This window comes from Corynebacterium sp. HMSC064E10, assembly GCF_001812505.1.
In the GTDB taxonomy this organism is placed as follows: Bacteria; Actinomycetota; Actinomycetes; order Mycobacteriales; family Mycobacteriaceae; genus Corynebacterium; species Corynebacterium amycolatum.
The window spans coordinates 1,064,783-1,090,387 of sequence record NZ_KV809173.1; the positions used below are offsets into that span (position 1 = coordinate 1,064,783).

Consider the following 25,605-nt stretch of genomic DNA (forward strand, 5'->3'; position numbering starts at 1 on the left):
TAGCGATGGGGGGGATCGAACCCCCGACCTCACGATTATGAGTCGTGCGCTCTCACCATCTGAGCTACATCGCCCCTATTCTCTACCGGACATAAGTCCGTATAAAAGAACAGAGCCCCCTGACAGAATCGAACTGTCGACCTTTTCCTTACCATGGAAACGCTCTGCCGACTGAGCTAAGGGGGCATCAGCATCCATTGAACTCAGCACGTAACTCCGTGGCCAATTGTTGACCGCTTCGTTTCGCTCTGTGCTCTCCGTGAAGCCTTGCAAAGATTAACCCGAAATCACCACTGAGCACAAATCAGCAGGTAGGCAGCGGTATTTCTTGTCACGTTTGCTGACATTTTGGCGCGCACTTATGGATAATCTATTCACTTATCGATGAGCCCCACCGGAACCATAAGTGAATAGCTCATCGATGGGTGGCCGCCCCTAACCCAAACCCCTAGCCCGAACCCCTAGCCCGAACCCTGCCCCGTATCCCCACCAACAGCTCCTACAAACAAAAAATCACCGCGAGAAAAATCTCGCGGTGATTTCACTGTGCCAGATGATGGATTCGAACCAACGAAGGCAATGCCGACGGATTTACAATCCGCTCCCTTTGGCCGCTCGGGCAATCTGGCGTGCACTCTTAAACGGTGCGAATGGAATGCTACCCACTACTCTGTCATTTACACAAATCGGCAGGTAAGGAGGACATTTTCCTACTTGGATTCACCCCTCAGCAGGGGTCACCCCCAGCAGGGCCCAACTTTCAGCAGAGCTCGCCCCTAGGTTCGTCTCGACAGTGGAGCTCAATCCACTACCCCACGCGCTCCACGGTGTAGCGAGCAACGTGACGCAGAGCATCCTTGGCCGCACAGTCGGGAAGGTCAGCGATGACGCGGTCGGACTCATCCAGCAGTTCATTGACCTTCTCCATCGCGCGAGCCACGCCGTTGGTCTGAGCCAGGAGCTCGAGGGCCTCGTCGACAAGCGCGTCCTCGGAGACTGGGCCGACGAGAATCTCACGGAGGCGATTAGCGGCTGGGGTGTCCTCCTGCAGCGCGTAGAGAACCGGTAGCGTGAAGACGCCCTCGCGCAAGTCAGTGCCCGGAGTCTTGCCGGACTGATCTGTGTTGGAGGAGATGTCGATGATGTCGTCGACGATCTGGAAAACGATGCCGATTAGTTCGCCATAGCGGCGCAGTGCGTTGGAAATATCGGCGGACGCACCGGCGTGATAAGCACCGAGATAACCAGCCGATGCGATGAGCACACCGGTCTTTTCGGCAATGACCTTCAGGTAGCGCTCGATGCGCTCTTCAATCGGCAGGTCCAAGTCGTTGAGGCACTCACGCATCTGACCTGTGACAAGAACACCGAAGGTCTCGGCGAAGTGGGCTACGCTCTCGGAACCGAGCTCCGCCAGCAGGCGGGATGCAGCAGCGAAGAGGTAGTCACCGGCCAGAATGGCGACGGTGTTGTCCCAGCGCGAGTTTGCGGAGGGCACACCGCGACGCTTGTCCGCTTCATCCATAACGTCGTCGTGGTAGAGCGTCGCCAGGTGCGTCAACTCCAGCACAGTCGCAGCCGTGATGACGTTATCGCTCTCGGGCTGCTCACCGAACTGCGCGGACAGCATGGTAAACATTGGGCGGAAGCGCTTACCACCAGCCTGAGCTAGGTGGGAAACCCGCTCGGCTAGGAAGTCCTCGCCGCGCCCCAGCTCAGTAATCAGGAGGTCCTCGCTCTTGCGCATTCCCTCGGTGATTGTTGCTTCCAGCGCCTCATCAACGAAGTGAGAACTAGTGGCGGTGTGCTCACCAGTGCCCTGAGCACTTCCGGAACTAAGCCCGGAGTAGTCTCCAGTACGCATTCGAGACCTGCCTAACTGACGATAAAAGATAAGAAACTGCTAAATAAACTACCCTACGAGCATAGTGGCTAGCAGACCAGTTCCCATATTTGTTTCAACGTCGTTATACGCTGGGGCAATGACCTCAAGCCCGATTTCGCGAGTTTCCCCCACGTTCGACGGCGCCGTCGCTCTACCCAGCAGCACTGACGTGCTCATTGTTGGCGCTGGCCCCACCGGCTCCGCAGCCGCAATTCACGCCGCCCGCGCCGGTTTTTCGGTCACTGTGGTCGACTCGCAGCGCTTCCCGCGCGACAAGACTTGTGGCGACGGACTCACTCCTCGCGCTATCGCTGAGCTACATCGCCTAGGGCTTGACGACGAGCTCCTGCGCCGCAACCGTAACCGCGGACTCAAGCTGCACGGCTTCGGCGGCTCCATCACCGCACCTTGGCCAGATGATGCCTCCGGCACTTTTCCCGCTGTCGGATCCGCGATGCCGCGTGTTGAGCTCGACACTTTCTTGCTCAATGCCGCCGCTGATGCCGGAGCACAAGTCTTTGATGGGGTCACTGCGCGGAAGGTGGTTCTCGGAGCGCTAAGCAGTGGTGGCACGCGGGGTCACGGCGTGCGCGAGGTGGAACTTTCCGACCGCGAAGGCAAGCCACACACCATCTCGGCCCGCTGGCTGCTCGTGGCCGATGGGGTCCGAAGTACCGTCGGTAAGCAGCTGGGGCGTGCGTGGCATCGCGACAGCGTCTTTGGCGTGGCCGCGCGGTCATACGTCAGCTTCGACAGCGCGGACGTAGCGGATGGCTGGATTCACTCGCACCTGGAACTGCGCGACTCCGAGGGGCAGACGCACCCGGGCTATGGCTGGATTTTCCCGCTGGGAGAAGGCCGGGCGAACGTGGGGTGCGGGGCGCTGGCGACGTCGGCACGCCCGGCGCGCGCGAACGTGAAGAAGTTGCTACGCGAGTACCACGGGCAGGTGCGTGAGCAGTGGCAGATGAGCGAACCGGAGCACGTGACGTCGGCGCTGCTACCGATGGGTGGTGCCGTGTCGAATGTGGCGGGGCCGAACTGGGCGTTGCTCGGTGATGCTGCGTGCCTGGTCAACCCGCTCAACGGCGAGGGCATTGACTACGGCATGGAATCGGCGCGGCTAGCGGTGGAGCTGATGAGTTCGATTGGTGCGGGTCGCGATGGGCTGACTCACTCCTGGCCCGCCCTGCTTCGCGAACACTACGGCACCGGCTTCTCGCTGGCTCGCAAGTTGGCACTGACGTTGACGTACCCGAGCTTCCTGCCGACCGTCGGCCCGCTGACCATCGGCGCCCCGTGGGGCGGCCAGTTCATGGGTGTTGCCGCACGCCTGATGGGAAACCTGGTCACGGAACACGACCGGGATGTGGTAGCGCGACTGTGGCGCGCTTCGGGGCAGGCGGCGCTGGCCTCCGATAAGTGGTTTGGACGCCAGCCCTGGCGGTAAAAACTGCTTTACGACGGGCCCCGCGCCCCAGCCCGATTGCGAGCTCGCGAGCTACTGCACGGGCTTGGTTGCCGAGTGCAGCGCCGCGATGCCAAAGGTGAGATTCTGCCAACCAGCATCCTCCCAGCCCGAGGCATTGATGTCGCGGGCGAGCTGCGGCTGATTTGGCCAGGCGCGAATCGACTCCGCCAAGTACACGTAGGCCTCCGGGTTCGAGGAGACGACCTTGGCGATCTGCGGCAGTGCCCGCATCAAGTACTCCTTGTAGAAGGTGCTGAACACTGGCACCACAGGGGTGGAGAATTCACAGACTGTTAGCTGGCCACCGGGCTTGGTCACGCGGGCTAGTTCGGCGAGGCCCGCCTTGTAGTCCACGATGTTGCGAAGACCGAAGCTGATGGTCACCGCGTCGAAGGTGTTGTCCGGGAATGGCAGCTTCATGCCGTCACCGCAGACCTTGGGAACATTGCGGTGCGCACCGGCCTTGAGCATGCCTCGGGAGAAGTCACAGGCAACGACGTATGCGCCAGACTTTGCCAACTCCACTGAGGAAACAGCCGTACCGGCGGCCAGGTCGAGAACCTTCTGGCCAGGCTGCAGGTTCAGGCGCTTTGCCGTGCGCACGCGCCAGTAGTGGTCAATACCACCGGTGAGCACGGTATTGGTGATGTCGTAATTCTTTCCCACGCCGTCGAACATCGAGGCGACTTCGCTGGGATTTTTCGTTAAATCAGCCCTAGACACGCTGTCCAGATTACGCGACCGACTTCTGACGCGTAGCAGCACCTGTACGGGAAGCGTCCATCGTATCTGCTGCGACCTTGCTTGACGTCTCGGCCGCGGAGACCCCAGAAACCTCCTCATAGTGGCGAACAAGGTCTGCACACAGTGCTCCCCAGGTACGTTCGGTCACGGTGTCGCGGCAGCGGTTGCGCAGCTGCTTGCGTGCCAGCTCATCGTCGACGAGCAGTAGCTTGTCGACCGCCTCAGACAGATTGCGGGTGAAAGTCTTGGGCTCCAGCAGATAGCCGTTGACGTCGTTAGTAATCAGGTCGCGCGGGCCACCTGCGTTCGGAGCGATGGCCGGAACACCGGAAGCGTGGGCTTCCTGTACGGCCTGGCAGAAGGTTTCAAAGTCACCGGTGTGGACGAACACGTCCAGGCTGGCGAATGCCGCTGCCAACTTATCGCCGGTGAGCTGCCCGGTAAAGACGGCATTCGGCATCTGCTTCTGCAGCTTCGGCAGCTCCGGGCCATTACCAACAATGACCACCTGGATATCATCGCGGCCGTTCAGCGCTGCCAGCCGCTCCACGGATTTCTCCGCCGCCAGCCTGCCGACATAACCAACAATCGGCTTGCCCTCCGGGCTCCACTGCTTCCTGAGCTCTTCACTACGCTTTGTCGGAGTAAAGCGAACCGCATCAACACCACGACCCCAGCGGTAGACATCACGAATCTTGTGATTCTGCAGGTCTTCGATAGTCGGTGACGACGGCGCCAGCGTTCGGGCGCAGGAGTTGTGAATCACGCGCGTCCACAACCACGCTGCCGTGGAGAGCCCCGCCAACTTGTAGTTCTTGGCAAAACCCGCAACGTCGGTTTGATAAATGGCAACAGCCGGGATGCCCAGTGCCTTGGCGGTCAGCGCGCCCGCACCACCGAGCACAAACGGTGAGGCCAGGTGAACCACGTCCGGCTTAAACTGCGTCAGCGCCGACGCTACCCGACGGTTCGGCACACCAATCGGTAGCGAATCAATCAACGGCACCATCACGGTGGGCACACGCTCAATGCGGTAGTCGCAGTAGAACTCTGCTTCTTCTTGCCAGTCCCGAGCACCCGGCGCAATCACCAGCGCCTCGTGCCCCTCACGGCGTAAGTGTTCCAACACCCGCAGCACGGAGTTTGTCACTCCATTGATGTTGGGCAAGAAGCTTTCAGCAATGATGGCAACGCGCATGGTGCTAGTTTTCCATCTCGTCGGAAAGCGAAAGTGACCCTCTGTTTACCTTTTGGGGATCTCTTTGTAAACGACGGGTTGCGCGCAACGACAACCACCACAATGGCGCGACGACGATAAACGCAACCACAGCGATGCTGGCAGCCGGGAGAAGCGACAGCGTCCAAGTGCGTCCGGCGACGCGGACGACATTGGGGTCAGTGCGGTCGTATTCGACGCGGACGCGCTGCCCCTCTTCCAGCCCAACGGGATAGAGCAAGCCGGTTGGTGGCGACTGAAAGTCACCATTCTCGTCGACGAAATCGACCGTGGTGCGAAGAAGCTCGACCGAGCGCACATTGGCTACGGACTGCCCCATGTTCGACTCGATATTGCGGTCATTAATGAAGCAGCCAACCACCATGGCCAGGCACGAAAGTAACAGGCAAATAATTACAAAGAGCAGCACCTGACGAAGGAAGCGCGGCCAATTGGCCAGGGCAGTTTTCCACTGCATGGCGGTCGCGACCTCCTTATTCTTCTGTCCTTGATTGTTTCCAGCTCTAATCTGATGCTGCCGGCCAGCTAGTTCTTGTCCAGCGAGCCTTGCCCAGCTAGTGCTTGTCCAGCTAGTGCTTGTCCAGCACCCCAATCTCCGCATTGTATGCCAGCTTGTGATGCAACTGCCGACGTGTCGCACGCGTGGTCGCCACCTCGATGACGCGAATGCCGTCGACGTCGGTATCCGGGTGCAGCTGCGCGAGCAGATCTGGGAGGCGGTCAACGCGCACGTGCTCGACCCCGTAAGCCTGGCAGATGCCCTCAAAATCCACGTCCTGCGGGGTGCCGAAGATGCGCTCAAAGCTTCCCCGCAGAGCCGGGCTGCCCGCTTCCAGCGTCTCGAAAATACCGCCACCGGCATCATTGGCCACCACGATGGTGAGGTTTTCCGGCCTCGGCTCCAGCGGCCCAATCGCTAGCGCTGCGGAGTCGTGCTGGAACGTCAGGTCCCCCATGAGCGCAATCGTCCTTGGCGGGCGGATCTCGTCGGCATGCTCGCGGTCGGACGCCAGCGCAATACCAATCGCCGTCGCCACCGTGCCGTCGATGCCCGCGGCACCTCGTCCCGCATACGTGTTCACCCCCGGGAAAGGCAGGCCCGTGTACGATGCATCGCGCACCGGGTTCGACGCGCCTAACACCACATTGTCACCCGTGCGCAGGCTATCCGTCAGCGCCGCCGCCACATGAAATCCGGTCAGCGGTTCCTCCGCTTCAATCGACTCGGTAAGCGTGTCTCGCACGGACTTCACCGCCAATTCGCTGGCAGCCTCACAGATTTTCGTCCACTGCGGGTCCTGGTCCCCCATAGTCTGCACATGCTTTACGACGGCCCTTGCGTTCGCCGTTACATCCGGAAACTCCGCCCCAAAGCCGTGGTTTTCCGCATCCGAGACAACCGTCAACTCGATATCAGGATTGGCCAGCAGCTTAGAGATCCCTCGGTGCAGCGTCGGTCTGCCGACCAACACAATCTGCTCCGGCGGAATCTGCGCAAAAGTACCCGCCGCAAGCGGGTGAACCGGGTGCGCCGGCGCATATGCATTCGGCTCAGCGATGGTTGGCAAATCCTCCAACTCTGGCAGATGCGGGGCATTCGAGCCCGCAATCACGAGTGTGCGGCGGCTGATGTCAATTGTGGCTGTGCTAGCCGCGTTGGCCGGGCTGGTAGGGGCCGAGTTGGCCGCGATGGCGGCTGCGCCGACGTTGTTGCTGTTGGTAGGCGCAATCGTGGTCCAGGGGCCGCCGTCTGCGCGACCCTCGGGGATGTCGGCAACGGAGTCGTCGCCAGGCACGAGCGGTTCGACAAAACGGACGTTGAGGTGGCCGGCCCCGGATGTCATGGCGGCAACAACGCGATCAATGCGGGCGCGAATCTGCGCGGCAGTGGCATTCGTGACCGGGGCGGTGCCGTCCAGATCGAACTCAACGACGGAGGCATCGGCGAACAGGCGGTCCTGGACGATGGTCTGGTTCGCGCCGGTGCCGCGATAATGCGCGGGGCGATCGGCGGTCAGTGCCAGCAGCGGAATACCCGCCGCGGTGGCTTCGACCATGGCGGGCACGAGGTTTGCGACGGCTGTGCCGGACGTTGTAATTACCGGGGTCACCTTGCGGGTGCGCGAGGCCAGGCCGAGGGCGAGGAAGGCGGCGGAGCGTTCATCGATGCGCACATGGAGGCGAACCTTCGCCGCATCGGCGGCCTGGACCAGAGCGCGGGCCAGCGGGGCGGACCGGGAACCCGGGCACACCACGGCATCGACCATGCCGAGACGCAGCAGCTCATCGACGATGAGGCCCGCTACCACTGCGGATGGGGCCGCGGGGGCTGTATGGGCTGCGGAGGTGTGGGGCGTGGCGTCGGTTGCCGAGGCTGGGGTGCCAGCATCGGTGCCGGCGGCATTGGTGATGTTGGTGCCCTGAGCGTGCGAAGTCTGGGAGGTGTCCTGGTTGTCGTTCACACTCAATAGGCTACTTGTCAGGCCGGATATCGGGCTCGTTGGGAGTTACTGATCCCGTTTATGACAGTTTGGAGCCGTTTTTCGAACTCAAAGTGTCATAAACGGGGTCAGTATCTCTGGATGCTCCGTGAGTTGGAGCAGGTTGTAGAGCAGCTACAGGTGGGGATAGGCCGCCAGGTGCGCCGCTACAGGTGGGCGTACGCCGCGCGGAGGCGGTCGAACCACCAATCGCGGCGGGGACCCGGCGCGGCGAGCTCGGCCAGGCGGGAAGGGTCGGGGGCGGGGTTGGTGACGGGCAAACGGCCATCGATAAGTGGCCGGGGCTCGATGACGTCCTCAATAAAGAGTGACGACGTGGCCAAACCCGCCGCGTTCGGCTCCGGCTGCAGCTCGGTAGTAGGCAGGGCCGCCGCCGCGAACAAGCCGGCAGCCATGCCAACGCCGGTGTCCAACGCGCTGGCGACGGTCACCTTCATCTCCAGCTCCTCGGCCAACCGAAGCAAACGGCGTGGCCCACCAAGTGGCGCGACCTTCATTACGCCCACGTCAGCCGCCTGCTCGCGCGCAACCAAATACGGATCCTCAGCCTTGCGGATCGACTCATCGGCCGCAACCGGGCAAAACTCCCCCACTGCGTCGCGGACCTCGCGGAGCTCGGCGACAGTCGCAACGGGCTGTTCCATATACTCCAGCGGGCCCAACTCATGAGCGGCGCGGATGGCCTGCTCCACCGACCAGCCACGGTTCGCATCCACCCGCACCACAGGTTCATAGCCATAGGCTTCGGCCACCGCGGTGCGGACGGCGGCTACGCGCTCGATGTCGTCGTTAAGCGATTGGCCGCTCTCTGCGACCTTGACCTTGAACGTGCGGCACCCGGGGTAACGCCCCACGACCTCCGGCACCTGCTCGGGTGTGATGGCGGGGATGGTGGCGTTGACCTCGACAAACTCGCGCTTCGGGGTGGGCAGGCCAACGTATGCGCATTCGATGGCCGAGCGCAGCCACGCGGCAGCTTCGGGTGCCTCGTACTCCAGGAAGGGAGCGAACTCTCCCCAGGTGGCGGGGCCGTCGATGAGGAGCGCCTCGCGAGTGGTGACGCCACGGAATTTCACTGCCATGGGCAGAGCCACGACGTGGGCGCGGTCGAGAATGTCGTCGATTGGCGGAAGCTGGATGTTGGGCGCAGCGGACACACACATACCCCTCATGCTAGAGACCTTTATGCTGGAAGCCATGACTGATACCGCGAAGTACTCGACCGATAACCCCTTCCGCCCCGAGCAGTGGAAGACGGTTGATGGTTTTGAGGATTTGACCGACATCACCTACCACCGCCACGTCGGCGAGGGCCGCGAAAACGGCATTGTGCGCATTGCGTTTGATCGCCCGGAGGTTCGTAACGCATTCCGCCCGCATACCGTCGATGAGCTCTACCGCGCGCTCGACCACGCGCGCCGCACCCCGGATGTCGGCGTTGTGCTGCTGACCGGTAACGGCCCGAGCACCAAGGACGGTGGCTGGGCATTCTGTTCGGGTGGTGACCAGCGCATTCGCGGTCGTTCTGGATACCAGTACGCAACGTCCCACGAGCATGACGACGCTACCGCAGACGCATCCACCATCGATACCGCGCGCGCCAAGGTCGAGGGAGGTCGCCTGCACATCCTGGAGGTGCAGCGCCTGATTCGCACCATGCCGAAGGTTGTCATTGCCGTGGTCAATGGTTGGGCCGCAGGTGGCGGACACTCCCTGCACGTGGTGTGTGACCTGACGCTGGCATCCCGCCAGGAGGCCCGCTTTAAGCAGACCGACGCTGACGTGGGATCTTTCGATGCCGGCTATGGCTCGGCCTACCTGGCGAAGCAGGTTGGCCAGAAGTTTGCCCGCGAGATTTTCTTCCTCGGCCGTTCCTACGACGCTGAGACCATGCACCGCATGGGCGCTGTCAACGAGGTCGCCGACCACGCTGAGCTGGAAGATGTCGCGGTGGAGTGGGGCCGCATGATCAACGGTAAGTCCCCAACGGCGCAGCGCATGCTGAAGTTCGCTTTCAACCTGACCGATGACGGACTGATGGGCCAGCAGGTCTTCGCTGGCGAGGCCACTCGCCTGGCGTACATGACCGACGAGGCCGTCGAGGGCAAGGAAGCGTTCTTGGAAAAGCGCGACCCGAACTGGGACGAGTTCCCGTTCTATTACTAAGCACGGGGGCTGAACCCAGCACTACTGCCCCAGCCCCACCGCACCCCAGCCTTACGCCACCTTCGTTACCTCAAACCGCTGCTCCGGGTGGACGTACGCCTCCTGCGCACGAACGAGCTCCAGCTCGTCAGAGCCGGACTCGTGCGTGACCTTTAGCAGCTCAAAGATGCTGGCCGCGGTGTTGCCCAGCGCGACCGAGAGGTCACCGTCAATACCGCGACCGCGCAGCAGGTTGCCTGCAAACAGCGCGGCCGTGACATCGCCGGAGCCGTTGCGCTTCAGCGGCAGGTACGGCGTCGCCACCAGCCATGCGCCCGAGCCGTTGACGGCGAGCATCTCAATCTCGCCCTCCTTGCGCTCCGGACGCAGCACGCTGGTGACCAGCACGGCCTCCGGGCCCATCTCACGAGCAGCATGGGCTGCCGCAATGGTGGACTCCAGGTCGCTGACCTCGCGGCCTGTCAGGTATCCCAGCTCAAACTGGTTCGGCGTAATCACGTCTGCCACCGGCACAACCTTGTCGCGCAGCAGCGGCGGAATGTCATCCGAGACGTGGCAGCCACTCTTGGCATTTCCCATCACCGGGTCACACGAGTAAATGGCCTTCGGGTTGCGCTCCTTGGCCAGCGCCACGGCCTCGATGATGACATCCGCAATATCGCTACCGCCCTGGTAGCCGGAGATAATCGCGTCGACGTCGTCAAGCTTGCCCAGCTCATCGATACCCTTGATGACCTCACGCACATCCGTGGCCGGAATCATCGGGCCGCGCCACTGGCCGTAGCCGGTGTGGTTGGAGAAATCGACGGTGTGGACCGGCCACACTTCAAAACCTGCGCGCTGCAGCGGGAAAACGGCAGCGGAGTTACCCACATGGCCGTAGCTCACATGCGACTGGATGGACAGGATCGAGGGCACGCGGTTGAACTCCGCGACGGCTTCAGCTGCCTTTTCGGTAGGGGCCTGATTTTCGCTCATTCCTCTATATTGCAACGAATGCGTGAAAATCCCATATTCCCCTAGTAGGAGCTGGGTCGGCGCCTGCTGGCTTTGAGCTCAGAGCGGCGTTGCTTCTGCGCTTTACGACGGGCAATCGAGGCCCGACTTGGTCGAGTCCGCCGGCGTCTCGGAGGCGGTGGCTGCACGGCTTCCCGAATGAGTTCCGCCAAGCGACGCCGGGCTTCCGCGCGGTTGCGCACTTGGGAGCGCTGGGTGGTGACGGACACTGTGAGTGTCGTGCCGTCGAGTCGGTGGCTGAGGTTCTGGAGAGCGCGGCGGCGGTGGACGTCGGAAAGCACGGTGAGCTCGGCAATATCGACCGATAGCTGCACCTTGGAGTCGGTGGTGTTAACGCCCTGACCGCCCGGCCCTCCGGAGCGTGCGAAGCGTTCGGTGAGTTCCGCCGCGGGGATGACGAGGCCCTTTGGGATGCCGGGACCTGGTGGAATCTTCAGGGGTTTCATGGTGGCCAGTGTAGAGGGCGCGTTTGTAATCAGGGCGCGTTTCCTCCAATCCGCTGTTAAACAACAAATGCTCATCTAAGCTGGCGAATAACATTTATCCACTTATAAAAACAGCAGGAAAAGACAGGATTGAGGCGCTATGGCTACTTCTGATTCCCCGTCCATTTTCATCTCCGGCGGCGCGCAGGGCATTGGCCGCGCGGTGGCCGAGAAGTTCCTGGCCGCGGGCTGGACCGTAGGCGTCTACGACATCAACGAGGATGCCCTGGCGAAGCTTAAGGCTGAGCGCCCGGAGGTAATCGTCGGCAAGCTGGACGTGACGGACTTTAAGCAGTGGGAGGACGCGCTTGCGGACTTCACCTCCCACACCGGCGGCAAGCTGACGGTGCTGGACAATAACGCGGGCATCATCGGCGATGGCGATATCACTGACCAGTCGCCGGAGATTATTCGCGCGCAGGTGGACATCAACTGCACCGGCCTGACGCTGGGTGCGAAGGCGGCGCATCCGTACCTGAAGCGCACCAAGGGGTCTCACCTGGTCAACATGGGTTCGGCTTCGGGTATCTACGGTCAGCCGCACATCGCGCCGTACTCTGCGTCGAAGTTCTACGTCTCGGGTCTAACGCAAGCTCTGGATTTGGAATGGCGCAAGGACAAGATCCGCGTCGTCGCCATCATGCCGCTGTGGGCGAAGACCAAGCTGGCGGACGTTTCCGCTGGTTCGACCCGCCGTCTTGGCGTGCGCATCACGCCGGATCAGGTCGCAGATGCCGTGTGGAAGGCAACGCATCCGCAGAACTTCATTGAGCGCCAGCGGCACTTCTATTCGGTGTCGGCAGCGGACTTTATCCTGCGCTACCTGGGCAAGATTGGTCCGCAGTTCCTGTCCCGCCCGGTTAACGCAATCATCGCGGGTTAAGAGGCAAACTAGACCTATGCTCTTCGATCAGCTCCCGCGCGACGATGCCCGCATCACGCCGGGAGTTGTTCATCTTCCGGGGTGGCTTCCATTGGAGCGGCAGGCCGGCATCATCACGCAACTCCGCGACATCGCCCGCGACGTTGCCGGCACTCCCCTGGCCATGACTCGCCCGCAGCTCAAAAGTGGTCAGATGCAGGTCTTCATGCTGCATCTGGGGCGCATGTGGGCCACGAATCCGTACCGCTACGTCACGCACGCAGGCGGCGTTCGCGTCCCGCCTGTGCCTGACAATCTGCTGCAGCTCGCCACCGAAGCACTCGGCGCCGCCGCGCTTTACGACGAATCCCTCAGCCAGTGGCCTGCCACTTTTCGGCCCGACATGGCGTTGGTCAACTACTACCCACCCGGGGCCACCATGGGGATGCACCAGGATCGCAACGAAAACTCCCCTGCGCCAATTGTGTCGCTCTCTATCGGCGATGAGGCTCTGTTCCGCATTGGCGGAACTGAAAACCGCAACAAACCCTGGGATGACGTGACTCTCGCCAGCGGGGATGTGATTGTGTTTGGTGGTCCCAAGCGGCTTGCATTTCATGGTGTGCCCAAGACTCGTCCGGACACTTTGCCTGAGGGGTGCGGGCTTAAAGAGGGCCGCATCAATATCACTTTTCGGCAAGTGGAAAACTCACACTAAACCGCGCAAGCCACCGACCGCTAGCCTAGACACATGCAGCGCACCACTTCCTCCATGCACGCACAGGCTGCCACCACGCAGACTCCTGCCCCACTCGACTGGCGCAGCCGGGTGCGTTTCTTTGTCGGCTCGTTCCCAGCTGCCGATCTCGCTATTGCGGCTGCTTTCCTGCTGTGCTGCTGGTTGAGCATGACGCCGCTATTTACTTATGGCCCGAGCTTCACTTATGTCACCAATGTGGTTCTGTCCGCGATGATTGCCGGCGCCGCAGCGTTTCGTCGTAAAGCAGTGCGTGCATCGTTTGTGATTACGTACAGTGCCCTAGCGGGCCTCGCCTTGCTGGTGTGGCTATCCCCGGTGAACCTTGGGGTAGACCCTATTATTGTTGCCGCCCCACTATCACTATGGGCTGTGACCAGGTGGGAACAGAATCGCACCTGGGGCATAGTTGGGCTCTTTTTAGGGTTGATTGGCAGTTTCCTCAACCCAGCGGTTCCAGCCTTCGGTTTTACTCCGGAACGGCTGTTGGTCTTCGGTCTGCCCGCGGTGCTCATCACGGCGAGCGCGTACGCAGTGCCGCTGTGGCTGCGCATCAACGCCGAGGAACATGCCGCGGAGTTGGAGAACGTCGTGGCGCTCAACAAGCTGGAGTTGTCCAGGGAGCTTCACGACGTCGTGGGGCACGGACTCACCTCTATTAAGGTTCAGGCCCAAACAGCACTGTACCTGGCGGAGATGGATGACTCACGAGCGGAAAGCGCTGCTGAAAAGACCACGCTGGAAGGTATTGCCGAGACCGCAGAACAATCGTTGCGAGATGTGCATGCGCTTGTCGATGCACTACGTGAAGGCGGCGAGATTAGCGCTGATCCGAATGAGATTCCACGTCTGGTTGCGGCTACCTGTCCGCCGGGTCGCGATGTTTCGGTGACTCTGCCGGAGTCTTATGAGGCGCTGGCGGATTGGCCACTCGCGAAGCGACTGACTCTGGTGCGGGCAGTGACGGAGTTGGCTGCGAATATGGCTAAGCACTCATCGGGCGCTGGTCAGTTCACGTTGACGATTGAATCGCCTACTGAGTCGCCTATTGCCCCATCTGCCGATGCCGATATCAGCCCGGCGCGGGTTCATTTGGTGACCGCAAATCGGGCTGTGAGCGACGCCTTGGCACACAGGAAGCGAGCTGGTGCTGGCCTGATTGGTCTGGATGAACGCGTGGCGCAGCTCGGTGGCGAGATGACTTATGGTGAAAGCGACGGTATGTTCCGCGTCAGCATTCAGCTATAAGTGCTTTGGCCAAAGCAGGTCTAACTATTGACACTGCATAGAAAGACGAGCAATGGGTGTAATTCGAGTTTTAGTCGCTGAAGATCAAGCGCTGATTCGGCAGTCTTTTGCGCAGCTTATTGATGCCCACCCGCAGATGAAAGTCATTGGCGCCGTGGGCGACGGTGCTGAGGCTGTGCGTCTTGCCTCCGGCGCAGATGTGGTCGTCATGGACATTCGTATGCCAGTGATGGACGGTATCGAGGCCACGCGGCAAATCGTGCGAGGGGCATCGTCCGGAGGCGCGACCCACGCATCCGCTCCGAAAGTCCTGGTACTGACCACCTTCCGCGAAGAATCCCTCGTACTTGGCGCTTTAGAGGCTGGAGCCGCAGGCTTTTTACTCAAAGACTCCGATCCCCGTGAGTTACTTTCGGCCATCATGCGTATTCACCGCGGTGAAGGAGTCATCGATCCGAAGGTGACGCCAATGGTGTTGCGACACGTTTCACCGCGCGCACCGCACTCAGGGCAGCCAGCGAGGGCATCCTCGGCCAGTGGCTCTAGCTCAGATGCCATCCATTCAGCGCTTCAGTTCACACCCCGCGAACAGGAGATTTTGGACCTCGTCTGCCAAGGGCTTTCCAATGATGAGATCGCTCGCAGGTTGGTGGTCGCCACGACGACCGTGAAAACCCATGTGAAAGCCCTGTTGACCAAGACGGGCTCACGCAGTCGTGTGGATCTTGTCATTTGGGCTGCGAAAAACGGGATGCTTTAGATTCTCCTCGCTGGTGCCGTCACCCTCGCTAGCGACTCCTCCCTGGGGAGGATATTTCCGCCATCTCATCCTCAGGGAGGGCGCGAACCGAACCGGCCATGCCTATTACTTAAGGCATGAACGCACCAACCCCTATCTCAGGCCATTCCGCAGATGCCGCCGCTCCCCTTCTTCAGCTGCGCGGCATCACTGTCTCCTACGGCAAGAACGAACCGGTCCTGAACGGTCTCGACATGAGCGTTCGTGCCGGTGAGGTCTACGGACTTTTGGGGCTCAACGGTGCCGGTAAGTCGACGCTGATGAGCACGGTGCTTGGGCTAATTCCCTACGCCGGTGAAATCAGCATCGCGGGACACCCGTGGTCCATTGAAGACCTGGACCGCATCGGCGCCTCCATCAATGGTCCTGCGTTCTACCCGCAGCTCTCGGCCACCGACAACCTCAAAGTGCACGCACATTTGACCGGCACGGACAAGAGCCGTATCGCCGAAGTCCTCAACTTGGTCGGGCTTCATGCTGGTAACAAGCGTGTCCGCGCTTTCTCAACGGGCATGAAGGTTCGTCTCTCGCTGGCGATGGCGCTGCTCACCGACCCCGACATTGTGCTTCTCGACGAACCCACTAACGGCCTCGACCCCGAAGCTATCGTGAGCCTACGCACCTTGTTGCGGAATCTCGCCGATAGCGGCAAAGCGGTTGTGGTGTCTTCACATCAGCTCGGTGAGGTCGAAAAGAGTGTTGACCACCTGGGTGTTCTCGCTGGTGGCCGGCTGGTCTACGAAGGCCCGCTGACGGACTTTGCGGCTGCTGGTCAATCCCTCGAGCAAGCTTTCTTCACCGCAGTAGGTGTTGCCCGATGAGCGCTCAACCGCACACACGCACTCTTAACACGCGCGCTGTTCCCACGCGCCACTACTTCCGCGCCGAACTACTGCGGGCGAAGTGGTCGCTCACCATGTTCCTGCCCATCATCATGGTGGCAATCGCTCTGGTCAGCATGGTCTTTTCTACAGGCGTTGATGCCACCGCCATGGCGAGCGCCCACATCTACTCGCTTATCCTGCTTCCTCCCCTGGCTGCTATTACGTCCGTCATTGGCCAAAAACGTGAAGAAAAGCTCCGCCAAGGTGGCCTAATCTGGCGCAATATTTCGAGCATTCGGGTACTCCTGGCACGCGCAGCCACTGTCATCGCCTCCACGGCCCTCGGCCACGCACTGATGGCCACTCTCCTTGCCCGGAGCGTGAGCACCGCATTGCAATTCACGATCTTCAACACGTTGTCATTCTTCGTGTTCTGGGCATTCGGCCTTACCCTATGGCGCCTTGTGCCACGCGCAGCTCTCTTCCTTGCTCCGCTGACTGCCATCGCTTGGGCCATCGCGGGAACACTGGATGCCATGAGCCCAAACTGGCAAGTTCTCCCGTGGACCTGGGCCATCCGCCCAACGTTACCTATCCACGGAGTGCAGGCTAATTCCATCTCGGCTCCCGCAGACAGCGAAATCTGGGACATCGCCATCCTGCCGCCCGCGCTGCTGCATTTACTCCTCGGACTAGGCTTCTTCGTCATCGCACTGCTTGCTCACGGAAGAGCTCTCCGCTTGCCGACGGGCCGGGAACGCAGCACTTCGTCGTTAAGCCATGGCATGAGCGCGACCCTGCCCTGGCGCACTTGGTGGAGCCTCGCAGCGCTGATGCTTGCCTGCCTTGCGGCCGTGCGTATGGTGTGGACCCCGGAGTATGCACTCGGGTTGCTGAGTTTCGTCTGCGTGCCGACGGCCGCAACCGTGGTCGCCATCATGACGTGGACCTCGCAAGCTGATGCCTGGCCAGCGCTGATGTATCGGCGCTCGCGCGGGAGCATCACGCTTCGCTTGTTTGCCTTGGATATGGCGTTTCTCGTACCGGTGCTCGTGGTTGCGGTGATTATCAGCGGCGCAGGCGGCGAGACCAATGGCCAGACCGGCATTAACCCCTGGCCGTACCAGGCGGTCATCGCGCCTCTTGTGGCCGCAATGACTGTGGCCGTGACCGGATTGATTGCGCGTCGAAGTGTGGCGGCCGCAATCTTTGTCTCGGTCATGCTCGGCGGTTGGGCGGTGATGGTTGGCGGTGATGTCCTCAGTGCCTCACCGCTGTGGTGGACCTCAGAATGGGGATGGACCTGGGTGGTCCGTGATTACCCCGAGCGGTGGCCGCTGATGGTTCTGGCATCCGCCATTGTGACCGGGGCATTCGTGGCCTGGGCGCGGGCAACGTCGCTGAAAGCCATCCGATTCCTGAGCTGACAGCGACGCTGACTGCAGCCACGCGCCAGCCCCCTACTCCTCGATAGCTTCGCGGACCTCTTCGACGCTGAGGTTGGAGTCTTCGATTTCCTCGCGAGCTTCCTTCTTCCGACCACGGCGAACAAGGCGGAAGATGCGCTTACGGCGGGAAGTCTCTTCGCTGATGCGCTCACGACCGCGCAGCCAAGCAACGAGCATGACGGTAATGAGCAGCAACCCGATGTAGCCCAGGATTGGGTACACCCAACCGATTAGGTTCTGGAAGCCCATAAAGCTCAAGGCGAAACCGAGCAGAACCAGGCCGACGTAGACAATCTTGAACTTTTCCGGGTGCTTAGCGGTGACGCGACGGCCCAGCGCGTAAAACATGCCAAGCGCTGTGTTGAAAATCATGCCGAGGATAACCACGGCCATTGCCTGACCAAGCCACGGGTGCAGGCGGTTGATGACGGTGAGCATCGGCACGGCATCAGTGGCGACGGTACCAACGGTGTGGAACAGCGTGATGGTGGTAATCAGCAGCATTGCGGAGTACACCAAACCGCCGACAAAGCCACCGGCTCCTGCAGCGCGAGGGTTGAACAGGCTGCCGCCAATAACAATCGCCATGGAGACCGCAACCATCAGGTTAAAGCCCACGTAGTTCACCGCGGCGACAACCCAGTTCGGCAGAGTGGTCGGGACTTCCGCAACGGCAGCTGCCTGCTCCGCGGCCGGGGTGGCATCGGTGAATGCCAGCGTATAAATGCTGGCCAGTAGGATAAAGCCAACGATAAACGGCGTGATGGAACCAATCACGGTGGTCACGCGATCGACGTCGAGGAAACCAGCCGCGATGGTCACCATCACCATAATCACGGCACCAATCCACACGGGGATGCCCCACTGCTGCTCCATGTTGGCACCCGCACCGGCGAACATGACGAACCCCGTGGCGAAGAGCGTGATAATCACGCCAATATCCAGTACGCGCGAGAAGATGGGATGCGATACGCGTCGGAATACTTCACCGTGCTCGCTGGCCTGGAAATAGCTTCCCAGCTGCAAAATGATCATAGCCATCAGGCTCATGATCACCGCTGAGAGAACGGCGCCCCAGACACCATTGATGCCAAAGGCGACGAAGTATTGCATGATTTCCTGACCCGTCGCAAAACCAGCGCCGACAACTACGCCGACGAAGGCAAATGCAACGCGCAGTACTTGCTTCACCACAAGGGTTCACTCCTATTCAACTATCTGATTGATATAACCACCTTACTTTTCTCAGTGAGTTTTACTAATCGCGATTAAGCGTTCTACGAAATTTCGCCTTTAAATCCCGCAGGCCACGCCGGTCGAATGCACCGGGCAGTAGCCGTTCGGATTCTTAAACAAGTACTGCTGGTGCTCGTCCTCGGCTCGGTAGTACTCCCCTGCCGGAGTCTCCGACAGTGGCTTAATCTCCGTGGTGATGGGGCCCAGGCCAGCGTCGGCAAGCTTCGGCGCGTACGCATCGGCGATTTCCTGCGCCCGGCGCGCCTGCTCGGGCGTCGTCGTGTAAATCGCGGAACGGTATTGCGTGCCGACGTCATTGCCCTGACGATAGCCCTGCGTGGGATCGTGGGCCTCGAAGGCCTTGGCAATCAGCTGGTCGAAGCTAATCTGCTCCGGGTCGTAGACGACCTCCACAATCTCAGTGTGGTTGGTCCGTCCAGTGTAGGACTCACGGTAGGTGGGATTTGGCGTCACGCCACCGGCGAACCCGACCGACGTGCTGAGCACACCCGGTGTTTCCCAAAACAGCTTCTCAGCACCCCAGTAGCAGCCGATACCGATGTAGACGACCTCCTGGCCATCCTCCCATGGGCCGGTAATAGGCGTGCCGAGCACCGCATGCGGCTTCGGATTCTCCAGCACCGGGTGCGAGCCGCCCTTTAGCGCCTCACCTTCCGGCACAAGCTCCGCCGACCTACCAAAAAACCAACCCATCTTCGATGCCTTTCTATCTATGACTTCCTATGCTCTGCGCAACGCGTCCGCGGCGACGATTGTTCCGCCCGTCACCACCGCCACACTCACGTTTCACACGCCTCGTCACCAGAAACTACGGCACAACACGGGCTATGGTTTGGATTGTGCGTACGCTCAGCCTGCTTTCCGTCAATCCCCACGACTCGACCGATATCCTGCCCGACCTCCGTGCCGCGCTGGACGGCGAGGTCTCTTTGCTCCCCGTTCCGCTTCACGACGGCACGCGAGCCTCAATCTTGCGGAACTCGCAACGCGCAGGTGAGCCAATTGATGAGTCCATCGCACTTGTTGTCGGCACCTCCGGTTCCACCGGCACACCGAAGGGTGCACAGCTGACGGTGGATAACTTGGTCTCCTCTGCTACCGCTACACATCAGTGGCTCGGTGGTGAAGGACAGTGGCTGCTGGCGATGCCGGCCTACCATATCGCTGGCCTGCAGGTTCTCATCCGTTCGCTGCTCGCGGGCACGGATCCGGTGTGTGTGGATGTGACCGATGGTTTTGATGTAGCCGCATTCGCTGACGGTGCCGAGGCCCTCACTGGTGCCGGTGCCGGCGACCGCGCCTACACTTCGCTAGCTCCCATGCAGCTGGCGAAGGCCATGGAAGAACCCTTTGGCGTGGCAGCCCTGCGCCTCTTCGACGCCATCCTCGTCGGCGGCGCGGCCTTGAACCCGCAGGTGGCAGCACGTGCGGAAGAGCTCGGCATTAACGTCGTGACCACCTATGGCTCCTCCGAGACAGCCGGCGGCTGCGTCTATGACGGGCAGCCTATTGAAGGCGCACAGGTCGCCATCGAAAATGGTCGCGTCTGGCTGGGCGGGCCGATGATTGCACACGGTTACCGCAATGCGCCCGGTCACGAGGATTTCCATAAACCAGGTTGGTTCGCCACCTCCGATGCGGGCGAGATCCGCGATGGCCGGCTCGTCATCACGGGACGTCTGGACACCATCATCGACTCCGGCGGGCTGAAACTGCACCCCGAAGTCCTCGAGCGTGAACTGCTCGCCATCGATGGAGTTACGGGAGCTTGTGTGGTGGGCGTGCCACACCCACGGCTCGGCCACGCTATCGTCGCAGCGTATGAAGGCACCGCTGAGCTCGGTGATGTCATGGACGGGCTCGGCGATGCTGAAGACGCCGGGCGAATCAATCACTGGATGATTCCCAAGGACCTGCGTCGCGTGGAGGCCCTACCGCTAATTGGGCCGGGCAAGGTCGACCGGAAGAAAGTCGCGGCGCTCTTTTAGCCTTTGGACTTGTGTCCTCCAGCCTTTAAGCCACTCGAACCCGCATTAGTTCAAGGCATTTGGTGTCACGTCCTATTATTAATTCATGTCTGAAGCACCAAAGAGTCCTGCAACGGCGTCGTTAAGCGATTGGCTGGAAGGCGCGCGCCCCCATACCTGGGCGAATGCGTTTGCGCCGGTCATCGTCGGTGTCGGAGCGGCATCGACGCACGCGCCGATTATCTGGGGACGTGCGGTGCTCGCGCTGGTTGTCGCGTGGGCGCTGATTGTGGGCGTGAACTTCGCCAACGACTACTCCGATGGCATCCGCGGTACTGACGATGACCGCTCGGGCCCGCTGCGCCTGACTGGTTCTGGGCTGGTGGAGCCGAAGGTTGTGAAGTACGCGGCGTTCGGCGCCTTTGGTGTCGCGGGTCTTGCCGGTGTAGCGCTGTCTCTGATGAGCGCGTGGTGGCTCATTCTGGTCGGCGCGCTGTGCATTGCGGCGGCGTGGTTCTACACCGGCGGCAAGAATCCCTACGGATACCGCGGCCTTGGCGAGGTCTCGGTCTTCGTCTTCTTCGGTCTCGTCGCGGTGCTCGGTACGGAGTTCACCCAGACCGGCTCCCTGTCCTGGGTCGGCCTGGCCTGCGCAATCGGTATCGGTTCGGTGTCCTCTGCCGTAAACCTGGCGAACAACTTGCGCGATATTCCCACCGACGCTGCCACCGGCAAGATCACCCTGGCAGTTCGCCTGGGCGACTTCCGCACCCGCATCGTCTGGCAGATTCTCTCCATCATGCCTGCCCTGGCCAGTATCTTTATCGCTTTCTGGCACCCATGGGCGCTGGTGGGTCTGCTCATCGTGCCGCTGTGGGTGAGGGCCTCCGAGCCAATCCGCATGCATAAGAAGGGCAAGGAGCTCATCCCGGTACTGGGGCTTACCGGCAAGATGATGCTTGCCTGGTCCGTCATCACGGCACTCGCACTCGCACTCAGCTAAGGGGTACCGATGGACTTCCGCGCACTGACGCACAAGACGCTTGACGACGTCCAGAAGGCCGCAACCCGAGTAGGTGACACAGCAGCCAAGGCTCCAGCTTTCGTCCGCAGCGCTGCTCTGCGTTTGACCAGTTCGGGGCGTCGGCGACTGGCACTGGAGCACGGCGCGCTGCATTCACAGACCCGTGAACCAGGCCTGACTGATCTTACGGCCACCGGCGTAGTACATATCAAGACCACACCGGTCACAGCCGACATTGCGGCCAAGGATGACGAGCGAAAGGCCAGCGACAAACCGGATGCTGTCACCACCGATATTCCGGTGCACTGGTACGAGGTTGAACCAGGCGAGCCCGCCAAAGAACCTGTGACCATCGTCTTTATCCACGGCTTCACCCTGGCTGGCGAGTCCTGGTACCGACAGTTCAACGCACTGCGGAAGTCACACCCGGAAGCACGCCTGCTCACCATGGATCTACGCGGCCACGGCCAGACCGGCGCGGTTCCGGCTTCACTCTGCACGGTCGAAGGTGCTGCGACCGATGCGCTGGCCGTGATTGCAGAGCGCGCCGGGACCGGAAAACTCATCGTGGTTGGGCATTCACTGGGCGGTTTGATCGCACTGCACATGGTGCGCGCTGCCGAGGAAAGTATTCGCCGTCGGATCGCAGGCGTAGTGCTGATTTCCACGTCTATCGACAAGCTTGCCGCCCAGGGGGTACCGCAGATTCTCGCGTCCCCGGTGGCGGATGCGGCGCGCAATGCGATTGAGTCCTCGCCGAAGGAGATCCGCAAGTTCCGCGAGGCAATCGCGTCACTGATGGCGCCGTCGTTGGCAGTTGCGGTGTTCGCCCGGCGCACGGACTACGAGATCATCGAGTTCCACGCGGCCATGATTAATGAAACACCGCTGGAAACTTTCGTGGGATACCTCGACGACCTGCAGGACCATGACGAGTTCGCGGCCGGTCCTCACTTAGAGGGTCTGCCGGGAGCGGTACTGGTGGGCACGAAGGACGATGTCACTCCCCGCAAGCAAGCAGACCTAATTATGGAAAAGTGGCCGGACGCCGAGCTAGTTGAAGTCGACGGGGCCGGCCACATGTTGCCGCTGGAGGCTCCGGATGTGGTGAACCAGGCAATCGAGCGGGTGCTGGAGAAAGTTCAGAAAAGAAGCTAGAGCGGAGCGCTAATTTTCCTCGCGGTCCTTAATCTGCTGCGCAATGTATTCTTTGTGCGCACGGCGGTTCTCCGACCACACGGCAACCGACTCATTGGCCTGAACGCGCAGCTTCGGGAACACAAACACCGACAGTGGCATCGCAATAATTAGTGCAAACACAGCCGTAATTGCGGCCGGAATCCGCACGCCAACAAGGTAGATAATCGCGAGCAGGATGAAGAACAGCACCAGGAACAGCAGCAGACGCGCAAGGCCGTACCAGAACAGTCCCTTCATGGCATTGCCGCGACCAGCATTCTTGGTCACCGGAGCTACTGGCGTCTGAGCGTCAGAAGCCAACTTGTCCTGCTCTGCTGGATTGGTCATTACACCCTCACCTCTACGTATTACGCCTGTGCTGCGCCCGACGTTGTTAGCGCCCCATGGCCGTTCGTGTCCAACGTTCCTTTGTACCCTAACGAACTCTGTACGCCGTACCGCCTTGCGTTGCGATACCCCTCGTGGGCACTACGGGACTCGTTGCGTATTCTAGTCGGTAAATCCAGGAGGTTAGCTATTACATGGGTCGGCTCATTCTGCTGCTGTTCATCATCCTTGTCGTAGTCATGCTGTGGAAGGCATTTGGCCCTGGCAGTCGTGGCAACGGCATGCGTCGTATTTCTGCTCCGCAACCGGAGCCCCGCCCGCTTGCTCCCGACGATGATCCGGAGTTCCTCTGGAAGCTCAAGAAGGCCGAATTCGATCGCCGCAAGCGTGAGCAGGAGCTACAGGAACGGCGCGAACGCGAGACTCGTGACCGGGATAACCAGGGAGATAAACCAAATAGGCCCGATAGCCCAGACAATCCCGGCGAAACCGACTAAACGTCTTTGCCTCGCAGCAACAACTGCTGCAGGTACTCCCCGTAGCCGCTGGCGCTGAGTGCGTCGGCACGCGCGCTAAGCGCTGCATCGTCGATGAATCCCATGCGCCACGCCACCTCTTCCGGCGAACCAATCTTTAAACCCTGGCGCTGCTCAATCGTGCGCACGAAATCGCCCGCTGCCATCAGATTGTCCACCGTGCCCGTATCCAGCCAGGCTGTCCCACGCGGCAGCACCTCTACCCGTAGTTTTCCGCGCTCCAAGTAGGCGCGGTTAACATCCGTGATTTCCAATTCGCCGCGTGACGACGGTTGCAGCGAGCGAGCTATTTCAACAACATCGGCGTCATAAAAGTACAAACCCGGCACCGCGAAGTGGCTGCGTGGTTTCTTCGGCTTCTCCTGAATCGCCACGGCCTTGCCGCTTTGGTCGAAGTCCACGACTCCGTAGGCGGTGGGATCTGCGACCCAGTAGGCGAAGATTGCTCCGCCATCGACGTCATGGAAGCGGCGCAGCTGTGTGCCCAGGCCGGCGCCGTAGAAGATGTTGTCGCCGAGGATGAGCGCAACGGAGTCATCGCCGATGTGGTCAGCACCGATGATGAATGCTTCCGCGAGACCACGGGGCTCGTCTTGGGTGGCAAAGATGAGGTTGAGACCCCACTGCGAGCCGTCGCCAAGTAGGCGCTCAAACTGCGGGGCATCATGTGGCGTGGTGATGACGAGGATGTCCCTGATTCCCGCGAGCATCAGCGTGCTCAGCGGGTAGTAGATCATGGGCTTGTCATAGACGGGAACCAGCTGCTTGCTGACACCAAGCGTGATTGGAAACAGCCGAGAGCCCGTGCCACCTGCGAGGATGATGCCCTTCATAGTGCTCGCGCCTTTCTGCCTTACTGCCCGGCCGCTTCGTTGGCGATTGCCCACTCGTCGCGAGCCATGTTTTCGAGGTCCTTGCAGTCAAACTCACTGGGGAGCTTATTGCCCTGCGCCTCGAACTGCTCAATCGTCAGGGCCTTCTGATCGCGCTCGGAGAGAATCATGTCCGCTTCGGTGAGACCACCCTTGGCCAGCAACGCGGCCAAGTCGATTCCCAGCGTCGGGTCCTGGATGCTAACAGCGCGTTCAGCCTCCGGATTGTAGCCGGTGGAAGTGAGGTAGGTGAGCACGGAGTCGTCGGCAAGCGAGACGAAACCATGTCCGATGCCGTTGGGCAGATAGACCACTCGGCGGGTCTTGCTGTCGAGCTCGAAGACCTCAACCTTGCCGAAGGTATCCGAGCCGCGACGCAGGTCAACCGCAATGTCGAGGATATGGCCCGCGGGACAGGTGACCAGCTTCGCCTGGCCGGGATGACCATCTGGCGCGGTGCTGACGTCGGCGAAGTGAAGGCCACGGACAACGCCCGCCGCGGAGACACTCATGTTGGCCTGCTCCGGAAAGAACGGGTAGCCCGTGGCCTCGGCGAATGCGTCGAGGCGATACCACTCGTGGAAACTACCGCGGCTGTCGCCGTGGATGACCGGCTCGAAGGTGAAAACGCCGTCGATGGAAGTGGGCTGGAATGTGCTCTCAGGGCTCATGGATAACAAGTGTAGACGCGAGGGACAGGTTCGGGCTGGTGGTGGGTTGGGTGTGAGCTGGGTAGTCGCCGAGCCGAAATTAGCGCTTAACGACATTCATGCGGGAGTTGTTGCCCTAAGGTCTCGATTTGTGTGCCCTTTTAAGTGAATCCACACTTCTTGACCTGGGAGTTTCTAATCTGAAGCCCACACAAATCGAGACCTTAGGGAAAATGGCCCGAATTTGAGGCTTATTTGTTAATCCTGAATACGAAAACAACGTTTAACGACATTCACAAGGGGTGTTTTGACGCAGACTCGCATGTTT

25 protein-coding genes and 3 tRNA genes are annotated in these 25,605 nt (G+C 60.9%); 12 read left to right on the top strand and 16 right to left on the bottom strand.

From position 1 onward, the window contains the following. The 4 genes from HMPREF2860_RS06535 to HMPREF2860_RS06550 all read right to left on the bottom strand — a co-directional run bounded on the left by HMPREF2860_RS06535 (position 1) and on the right by HMPREF2860_RS06550 (position 1,864). Positions 1-74, bottom strand: a tRNA-Met gene (locus tag HMPREF2860_RS06535). 39 nt (positions 75-113) lie between these two features. Then, positions 114-186, bottom strand: a tRNA-Thr gene (locus HMPREF2860_RS06540). Positions 187-547: 361 nt separating this feature from the next. Next, a tRNA-Tyr gene (locus tag HMPREF2860_RS06545) sits at positions 548-629 on the bottom strand. A gap of 179 nt (positions 630-808) precedes the next feature. Further along, on the bottom strand, positions 809-1,864 hold the full coding sequence (locus HMPREF2860_RS06550; protein WP_070560799.1) for a polyprenyl synthetase family protein: 1,056 nt from the start codon (positions 1,862-1,864) through the stop codon (positions 809-811). 118 nt (positions 1,865-1,982) lie between these two features. Here HMPREF2860_RS06550 and HMPREF2860_RS06555 point away from each other — a divergent pair, with 118 nt between their 5' ends. Beyond that, positions 1,983-3,335 (top strand): geranylgeranyl reductase family protein, encoded by a 1,353-nt coding sequence (locus HMPREF2860_RS06555; protein WP_222867343.1) that lies wholly within the window; start codon positions 1,983-1,985, stop codon positions 3,333-3,335. A 51-nt stretch (positions 3,336-3,386) separates the two neighbouring features. Here the strand turns inward: HMPREF2860_RS06555 and HMPREF2860_RS06560 are convergent, their stop codons facing one another. The 5 genes from HMPREF2860_RS06560 to HMPREF2860_RS06580 form a co-directional block, all read right to left on the bottom strand. Then, complete coding sequence (locus HMPREF2860_RS06560; protein ID WP_070560795.1) at positions 3,387-4,079, bottom strand: demethylmenaquinone methyltransferase; 693 nt, start codon at positions 4,077-4,079, stop codon at positions 3,387-3,389. Positions 4,080-4,089: 10 nt separating this feature from the next. Next, the gene (locus tag HMPREF2860_RS06565; RefSeq protein WP_070560793.1) at positions 4,090-5,298 is read right to left on the bottom strand and encodes a glycosyltransferase family 4 protein; all 1,209 of its coding nucleotides are present in this window, start codon (positions 5,296-5,298) and stop codon (positions 4,090-4,092) included. A gap of 4 nt (positions 5,299-5,302) precedes the next feature. Beyond that, positions 5,303-5,794, bottom strand: a complete 492-nt coding sequence (locus HMPREF2860_RS06570) for a DUF3592 domain-containing protein (protein ID WP_038627602.1) — start codon at positions 5,792-5,794, stop codon at positions 5,303-5,305. Positions 5,795-5,906: 112 nt separating this feature from the next. Continuing rightward, positions 5,907-7,646 (bottom strand): 2-succinyl-5-enolpyruvyl-6-hydroxy-3-cyclohexene-1-carboxylic-acid synthase, encoded by a 1,740-nt coding sequence (menD, locus tag HMPREF2860_RS06575; protein ID WP_168165001.1) that lies wholly within the window; start codon positions 7,644-7,646, stop codon positions 5,907-5,909. Between the two features lie 338 nt (positions 7,647-7,984). Beyond that, positions 7,985-9,010, bottom strand: a complete 1,026-nt coding sequence (locus HMPREF2860_RS06580) for an o-succinylbenzoate synthase (RefSeq protein WP_070628676.1) — start codon at positions 9,008-9,010, stop codon at positions 7,985-7,987. A 13-nt stretch (positions 9,011-9,023) separates the two neighbouring features. On the opposite strand from HMPREF2860_RS06580, the gene HMPREF2860_RS06585 reads away from it, so the two are divergent. Further along, positions 9,024-10,004 (top strand): 1,4-dihydroxy-2-naphthoyl-CoA synthase, encoded by a 981-nt coding sequence (locus HMPREF2860_RS06585; protein ID WP_016422029.1) that lies wholly within the window; start codon positions 9,024-9,026, stop codon positions 10,002-10,004. Positions 10,005-10,055: 51 nt separating this feature from the next. Here the strand turns inward: HMPREF2860_RS06585 and pdxY are convergent, their stop codons facing one another. Together pdxY and arfB are read right to left on the bottom strand one after the other, a co-directional pair. Continuing rightward, positions 10,056-10,982 carry a pyridoxal kinase PdxY gene (gene pdxY / locus HMPREF2860_RS06590; protein WP_239392963.1) on the bottom strand — a complete coding sequence of 309 codons (927 nt, stop codon included), beginning with the start codon at positions 10,980-10,982 and terminating at the stop codon, positions 10,056-10,058. Between the two features lie 41 nt (positions 10,983-11,023). Beyond that, positions 11,024-11,467, bottom strand: coding sequence for an alternative ribosome rescue aminoacyl-tRNA hydrolase ArfB (gene arfB, locus HMPREF2860_RS06595; protein ID WP_038627596.1), 444 nt, complete (start codon positions 11,465-11,467; stop codon positions 11,024-11,026). A gap of 139 nt (positions 11,468-11,606) precedes the next feature. On the opposite strand from arfB, the gene HMPREF2860_RS06600 reads away from it, so the two are divergent. The 6 genes from HMPREF2860_RS06600 (at position 11,607) to HMPREF2860_RS06625 (ending at position 17,423) form a co-directional block, all read left to right on the top strand. After that, the gene (locus tag HMPREF2860_RS06600; RefSeq protein ID WP_048759274.1) at positions 11,607-12,389 is read left to right on the top strand and encodes an SDR family oxidoreductase; all 783 of its coding nucleotides are present in this window, start codon (positions 11,607-11,609) and stop codon (positions 12,387-12,389) included. A 16-nt stretch (positions 12,390-12,405) separates the two neighbouring features. Next, positions 12,406-13,086, top strand: a complete 681-nt coding sequence (locus HMPREF2860_RS06605) for an alpha-ketoglutarate-dependent dioxygenase AlkB family protein (RefSeq protein ID WP_070628677.1) — start codon at positions 12,406-12,408, stop codon at positions 13,084-13,086. A 33-nt stretch (positions 13,087-13,119) separates the two neighbouring features. Beyond that, on the top strand, positions 13,120-14,373 hold the full coding sequence (locus HMPREF2860_RS06610) for a sensor histidine kinase (RefSeq protein ID WP_070628678.1): 1,254 nt from the start codon (positions 13,120-13,122) through the stop codon (positions 14,371-14,373). Between the two features lie 52 nt (positions 14,374-14,425). After that, positions 14,426-15,133: a response regulator gene (locus HMPREF2860_RS06615; protein ID WP_070628679.1), complete on the top strand. Its 708-nt coding sequence runs from the start codon at positions 14,426-14,428 to the stop codon at positions 15,131-15,133. Between the two features lie 116 nt (positions 15,134-15,249). After that, positions 15,250-15,993 (top strand): ABC transporter ATP-binding protein, encoded by a 744-nt coding sequence (locus HMPREF2860_RS06620; RefSeq protein ID WP_070628680.1) that lies wholly within the window; start codon positions 15,250-15,252, stop codon positions 15,991-15,993. Further along, positions 15,990-17,423, top strand: coding sequence for an ABC-2 family transporter permease (locus HMPREF2860_RS06625; RefSeq protein ID WP_070628681.1), 1,434 nt, complete (start codon positions 15,990-15,992; stop codon positions 17,421-17,423). The genes HMPREF2860_RS06620 and HMPREF2860_RS06625 overlap by 4 nt, the downstream gene beginning before the upstream one ends. A 33-nt stretch (positions 17,424-17,456) precedes the next feature. Here HMPREF2860_RS06625 and HMPREF2860_RS06630 read toward each other — a convergent pair whose 3' ends face one another. Then, positions 17,457-18,638, bottom strand: a complete 1,182-nt coding sequence (locus HMPREF2860_RS06630) for a YkvI family membrane protein (RefSeq protein ID WP_070628682.1) — start codon at positions 18,636-18,638, stop codon at positions 17,457-17,459. 99 nt (positions 18,639-18,737) lie between these two features. After that, the gene (gene msrA / locus HMPREF2860_RS06635) at positions 18,738-19,394 is read right to left on the bottom strand and encodes a peptide-methionine (S)-S-oxide reductase MsrA (protein WP_070628683.1); all 657 of its coding nucleotides are present in this window, start codon (positions 19,392-19,394) and stop codon (positions 18,738-18,740) included. A 134-nt stretch (positions 19,395-19,528) separates the two neighbouring features. Between msrA and menE the strand changes: the two genes are divergently transcribed. The 3 genes from menE to HMPREF2860_RS06650 all read left to right on the top strand — a co-directional run bounded on the left by menE (position 19,529) and on the right by HMPREF2860_RS06650 (position 22,850). Further along, the gene (menE, locus tag HMPREF2860_RS06640) at positions 19,529-20,689 is read left to right on the top strand and encodes an o-succinylbenzoate--CoA ligase (RefSeq protein WP_070431977.1); all 1,161 of its coding nucleotides are present in this window, start codon (positions 19,529-19,531) and stop codon (positions 20,687-20,689) included. Between the two features lie 85 nt (positions 20,690-20,774). Then, positions 20,775-21,671 carry a 1,4-dihydroxy-2-naphthoate polyprenyltransferase gene (locus HMPREF2860_RS06645; RefSeq protein WP_038627576.1) on the top strand — a complete coding sequence of 299 codons (897 nt, stop codon included), beginning with the start codon at positions 20,775-20,777 and terminating at the stop codon, positions 21,669-21,671. Between the two features lie 9 nt (positions 21,672-21,680). After that, the gene (locus HMPREF2860_RS06650; protein WP_049180760.1) at positions 21,681-22,850 is read left to right on the top strand and encodes an alpha/beta fold hydrolase; all 1,170 of its coding nucleotides are present in this window, start codon (positions 21,681-21,683) and stop codon (positions 22,848-22,850) included. A gap of 9 nt (positions 22,851-22,859) precedes the next feature. On the opposite strand, the gene HMPREF2860_RS06655 is transcribed toward HMPREF2860_RS06650, so the two are convergent. Beyond that, a complete protein-coding gene (locus HMPREF2860_RS06655; protein WP_038627574.1) occupies positions 22,860-23,219 on the bottom strand; it encodes a DUF4229 domain-containing protein in 360 nt (119 codons plus the stop codon). A 194-nt stretch (positions 23,220-23,413) separates the two neighbouring features. Here HMPREF2860_RS06655 and HMPREF2860_RS06660 point away from each other — a divergent pair, with 194 nt between their 5' ends. After that, positions 23,414-23,716, top strand: a complete 303-nt coding sequence (locus HMPREF2860_RS06660) for a hypothetical protein (RefSeq protein ID WP_049180758.1) — start codon at positions 23,414-23,416, stop codon at positions 23,714-23,716. Here HMPREF2860_RS06660 and rfbA read toward each other — a convergent pair. Both rfbA and HMPREF2860_RS06670 read right to left on the bottom strand, forming a co-directional pair. Next, the gene (gene rfbA / locus HMPREF2860_RS06665; protein ID WP_070560770.1) at positions 23,713-24,588 is read right to left on the bottom strand and encodes a glucose-1-phosphate thymidylyltransferase RfbA; all 876 of its coding nucleotides are present in this window, start codon (positions 24,586-24,588) and stop codon (positions 23,713-23,715) included. The genes HMPREF2860_RS06660 and rfbA overlap by 4 nt on opposite strands. Positions 24,589-24,608: 20 nt before the next feature. Then, positions 24,609-25,298 carry a dTDP-4-dehydrorhamnose 3,5-epimerase family protein gene (locus tag HMPREF2860_RS06670; protein WP_070560768.1) on the bottom strand — a complete coding sequence of 230 codons (690 nt, stop codon included), beginning with the start codon at positions 25,296-25,298 and terminating at the stop codon, positions 24,609-24,611. Positions 25,299-25,605 lie beyond the last annotated feature (307 nt).

Bases quoted from the DNA above. Each gene is read 5' to 3' on its own strand.
- HMPREF2860_RS06550 (WP_070560799.1), bottom strand. From the start codon at position 1,864: ATGCGTACTGGAGACTACTCCGGGCTTAGTTCCGGAAGTGCTCAGGGC.
- HMPREF2860_RS06555 (WP_222867343.1), top strand. From the start codon at position 1,983: ATGACCTCAAGCCCGATTTCGCGAGTTTCCCCCACGTTCGACGGCGCC.
- HMPREF2860_RS06565 (WP_070560793.1), bottom strand. From the start codon at position 5,298: ATGCGCGTTGCCATCATTGCTGAAAGCTTCTTGCCCAACATCAATGGA.
- HMPREF2860_RS06570 (WP_038627602.1), bottom strand. From the start codon at position 5,794: ATGCAGTGGAAAACTGCCCTGGCCAATTGGCCGCGCTTCCTTCGTCAG.
- HMPREF2860_RS06580 (WP_070628676.1), bottom strand. From the start codon at position 9,010: ATGAGGGGTATGTGTGTGTCCGCTGCGCCCAACATCCAGCTTCCGCCA.
- HMPREF2860_RS06585 (WP_016422029.1), top strand. From the start codon at position 9,024: ATGCTGGAAGCCATGACTGATACCGCGAAGTACTCGACCGATAACCCC.
- pdxY (WP_239392963.1), bottom strand. From the start codon at position 10,982: ATGAGCGAAAATCAGGCCCCTACCGAAAAGGCAGCTGAAGCCGTCGCG.
- arfB (WP_038627596.1), bottom strand. From the start codon at position 11,467: ATGAAACCCCTGAAGATTCCACCAGGTCCCGGCATCCCAAAGGGCCTC.
- HMPREF2860_RS06600 (WP_048759274.1), top strand. From the start codon at position 11,607: ATGGCTACTTCTGATTCCCCGTCCATTTTCATCTCCGGCGGCGCGCAG.
- HMPREF2860_RS06605 (WP_070628677.1), top strand. From the start codon at position 12,406: ATGCTCTTCGATCAGCTCCCGCGCGACGATGCCCGCATCACGCCGGGA.
- HMPREF2860_RS06610 (WP_070628678.1), top strand. From the start codon at position 13,120: ATGCAGCGCACCACTTCCTCCATGCACGCACAGGCTGCCACCACGCAG.
- HMPREF2860_RS06615 (WP_070628679.1), top strand. From the start codon at position 14,426: ATGGGTGTAATTCGAGTTTTAGTCGCTGAAGATCAAGCGCTGATTCGG.
- HMPREF2860_RS06620 (WP_070628680.1), top strand. From the start codon at position 15,250: ATGAACGCACCAACCCCTATCTCAGGCCATTCCGCAGATGCCGCCGCT.
- HMPREF2860_RS06625 (WP_070628681.1), top strand. From the start codon at position 15,990: ATGAGCGCTCAACCGCACACACGCACTCTTAACACGCGCGCTGTTCCC.
- msrA (WP_070628683.1), bottom strand. From the start codon at position 19,394: ATGGGTTGGTTTTTTGGTAGGTCGGCGGAGCTTGTGCCGGAAGGTGAG.
- menE (WP_070431977.1), top strand. From the start codon at position 19,529: ATGGTTTGGATTGTGCGTACGCTCAGCCTGCTTTCCGTCAATCCCCAC.
- HMPREF2860_RS06645 (WP_038627576.1), top strand. From the start codon at position 20,775: ATGTCTGAAGCACCAAAGAGTCCTGCAACGGCGTCGTTAAGCGATTGG.
- HMPREF2860_RS06650 (WP_049180760.1), top strand. From the start codon at position 21,681: ATGGACTTCCGCGCACTGACGCACAAGACGCTTGACGACGTCCAGAAG.
- HMPREF2860_RS06655 (WP_038627574.1), bottom strand. From the start codon at position 23,219: ATGACCAATCCAGCAGAGCAGGACAAGTTGGCTTCTGACGCTCAGACG.
- HMPREF2860_RS06660 (WP_049180758.1), top strand. From the start codon at position 23,414: ATGGGTCGGCTCATTCTGCTGCTGTTCATCATCCTTGTCGTAGTCATG.
- rfbA (WP_070560770.1), bottom strand. From the start codon at position 24,588: ATGAAGGGCATCATCCTCGCAGGTGGCACGGGCTCTCGGCTGTTTCCA.
- HMPREF2860_RS06670 (WP_070560768.1), bottom strand. From the start codon at position 25,298: ATGAGCCCTGAGAGCACATTCCAGCCCACTTCCATCGACGGCGTTTTC.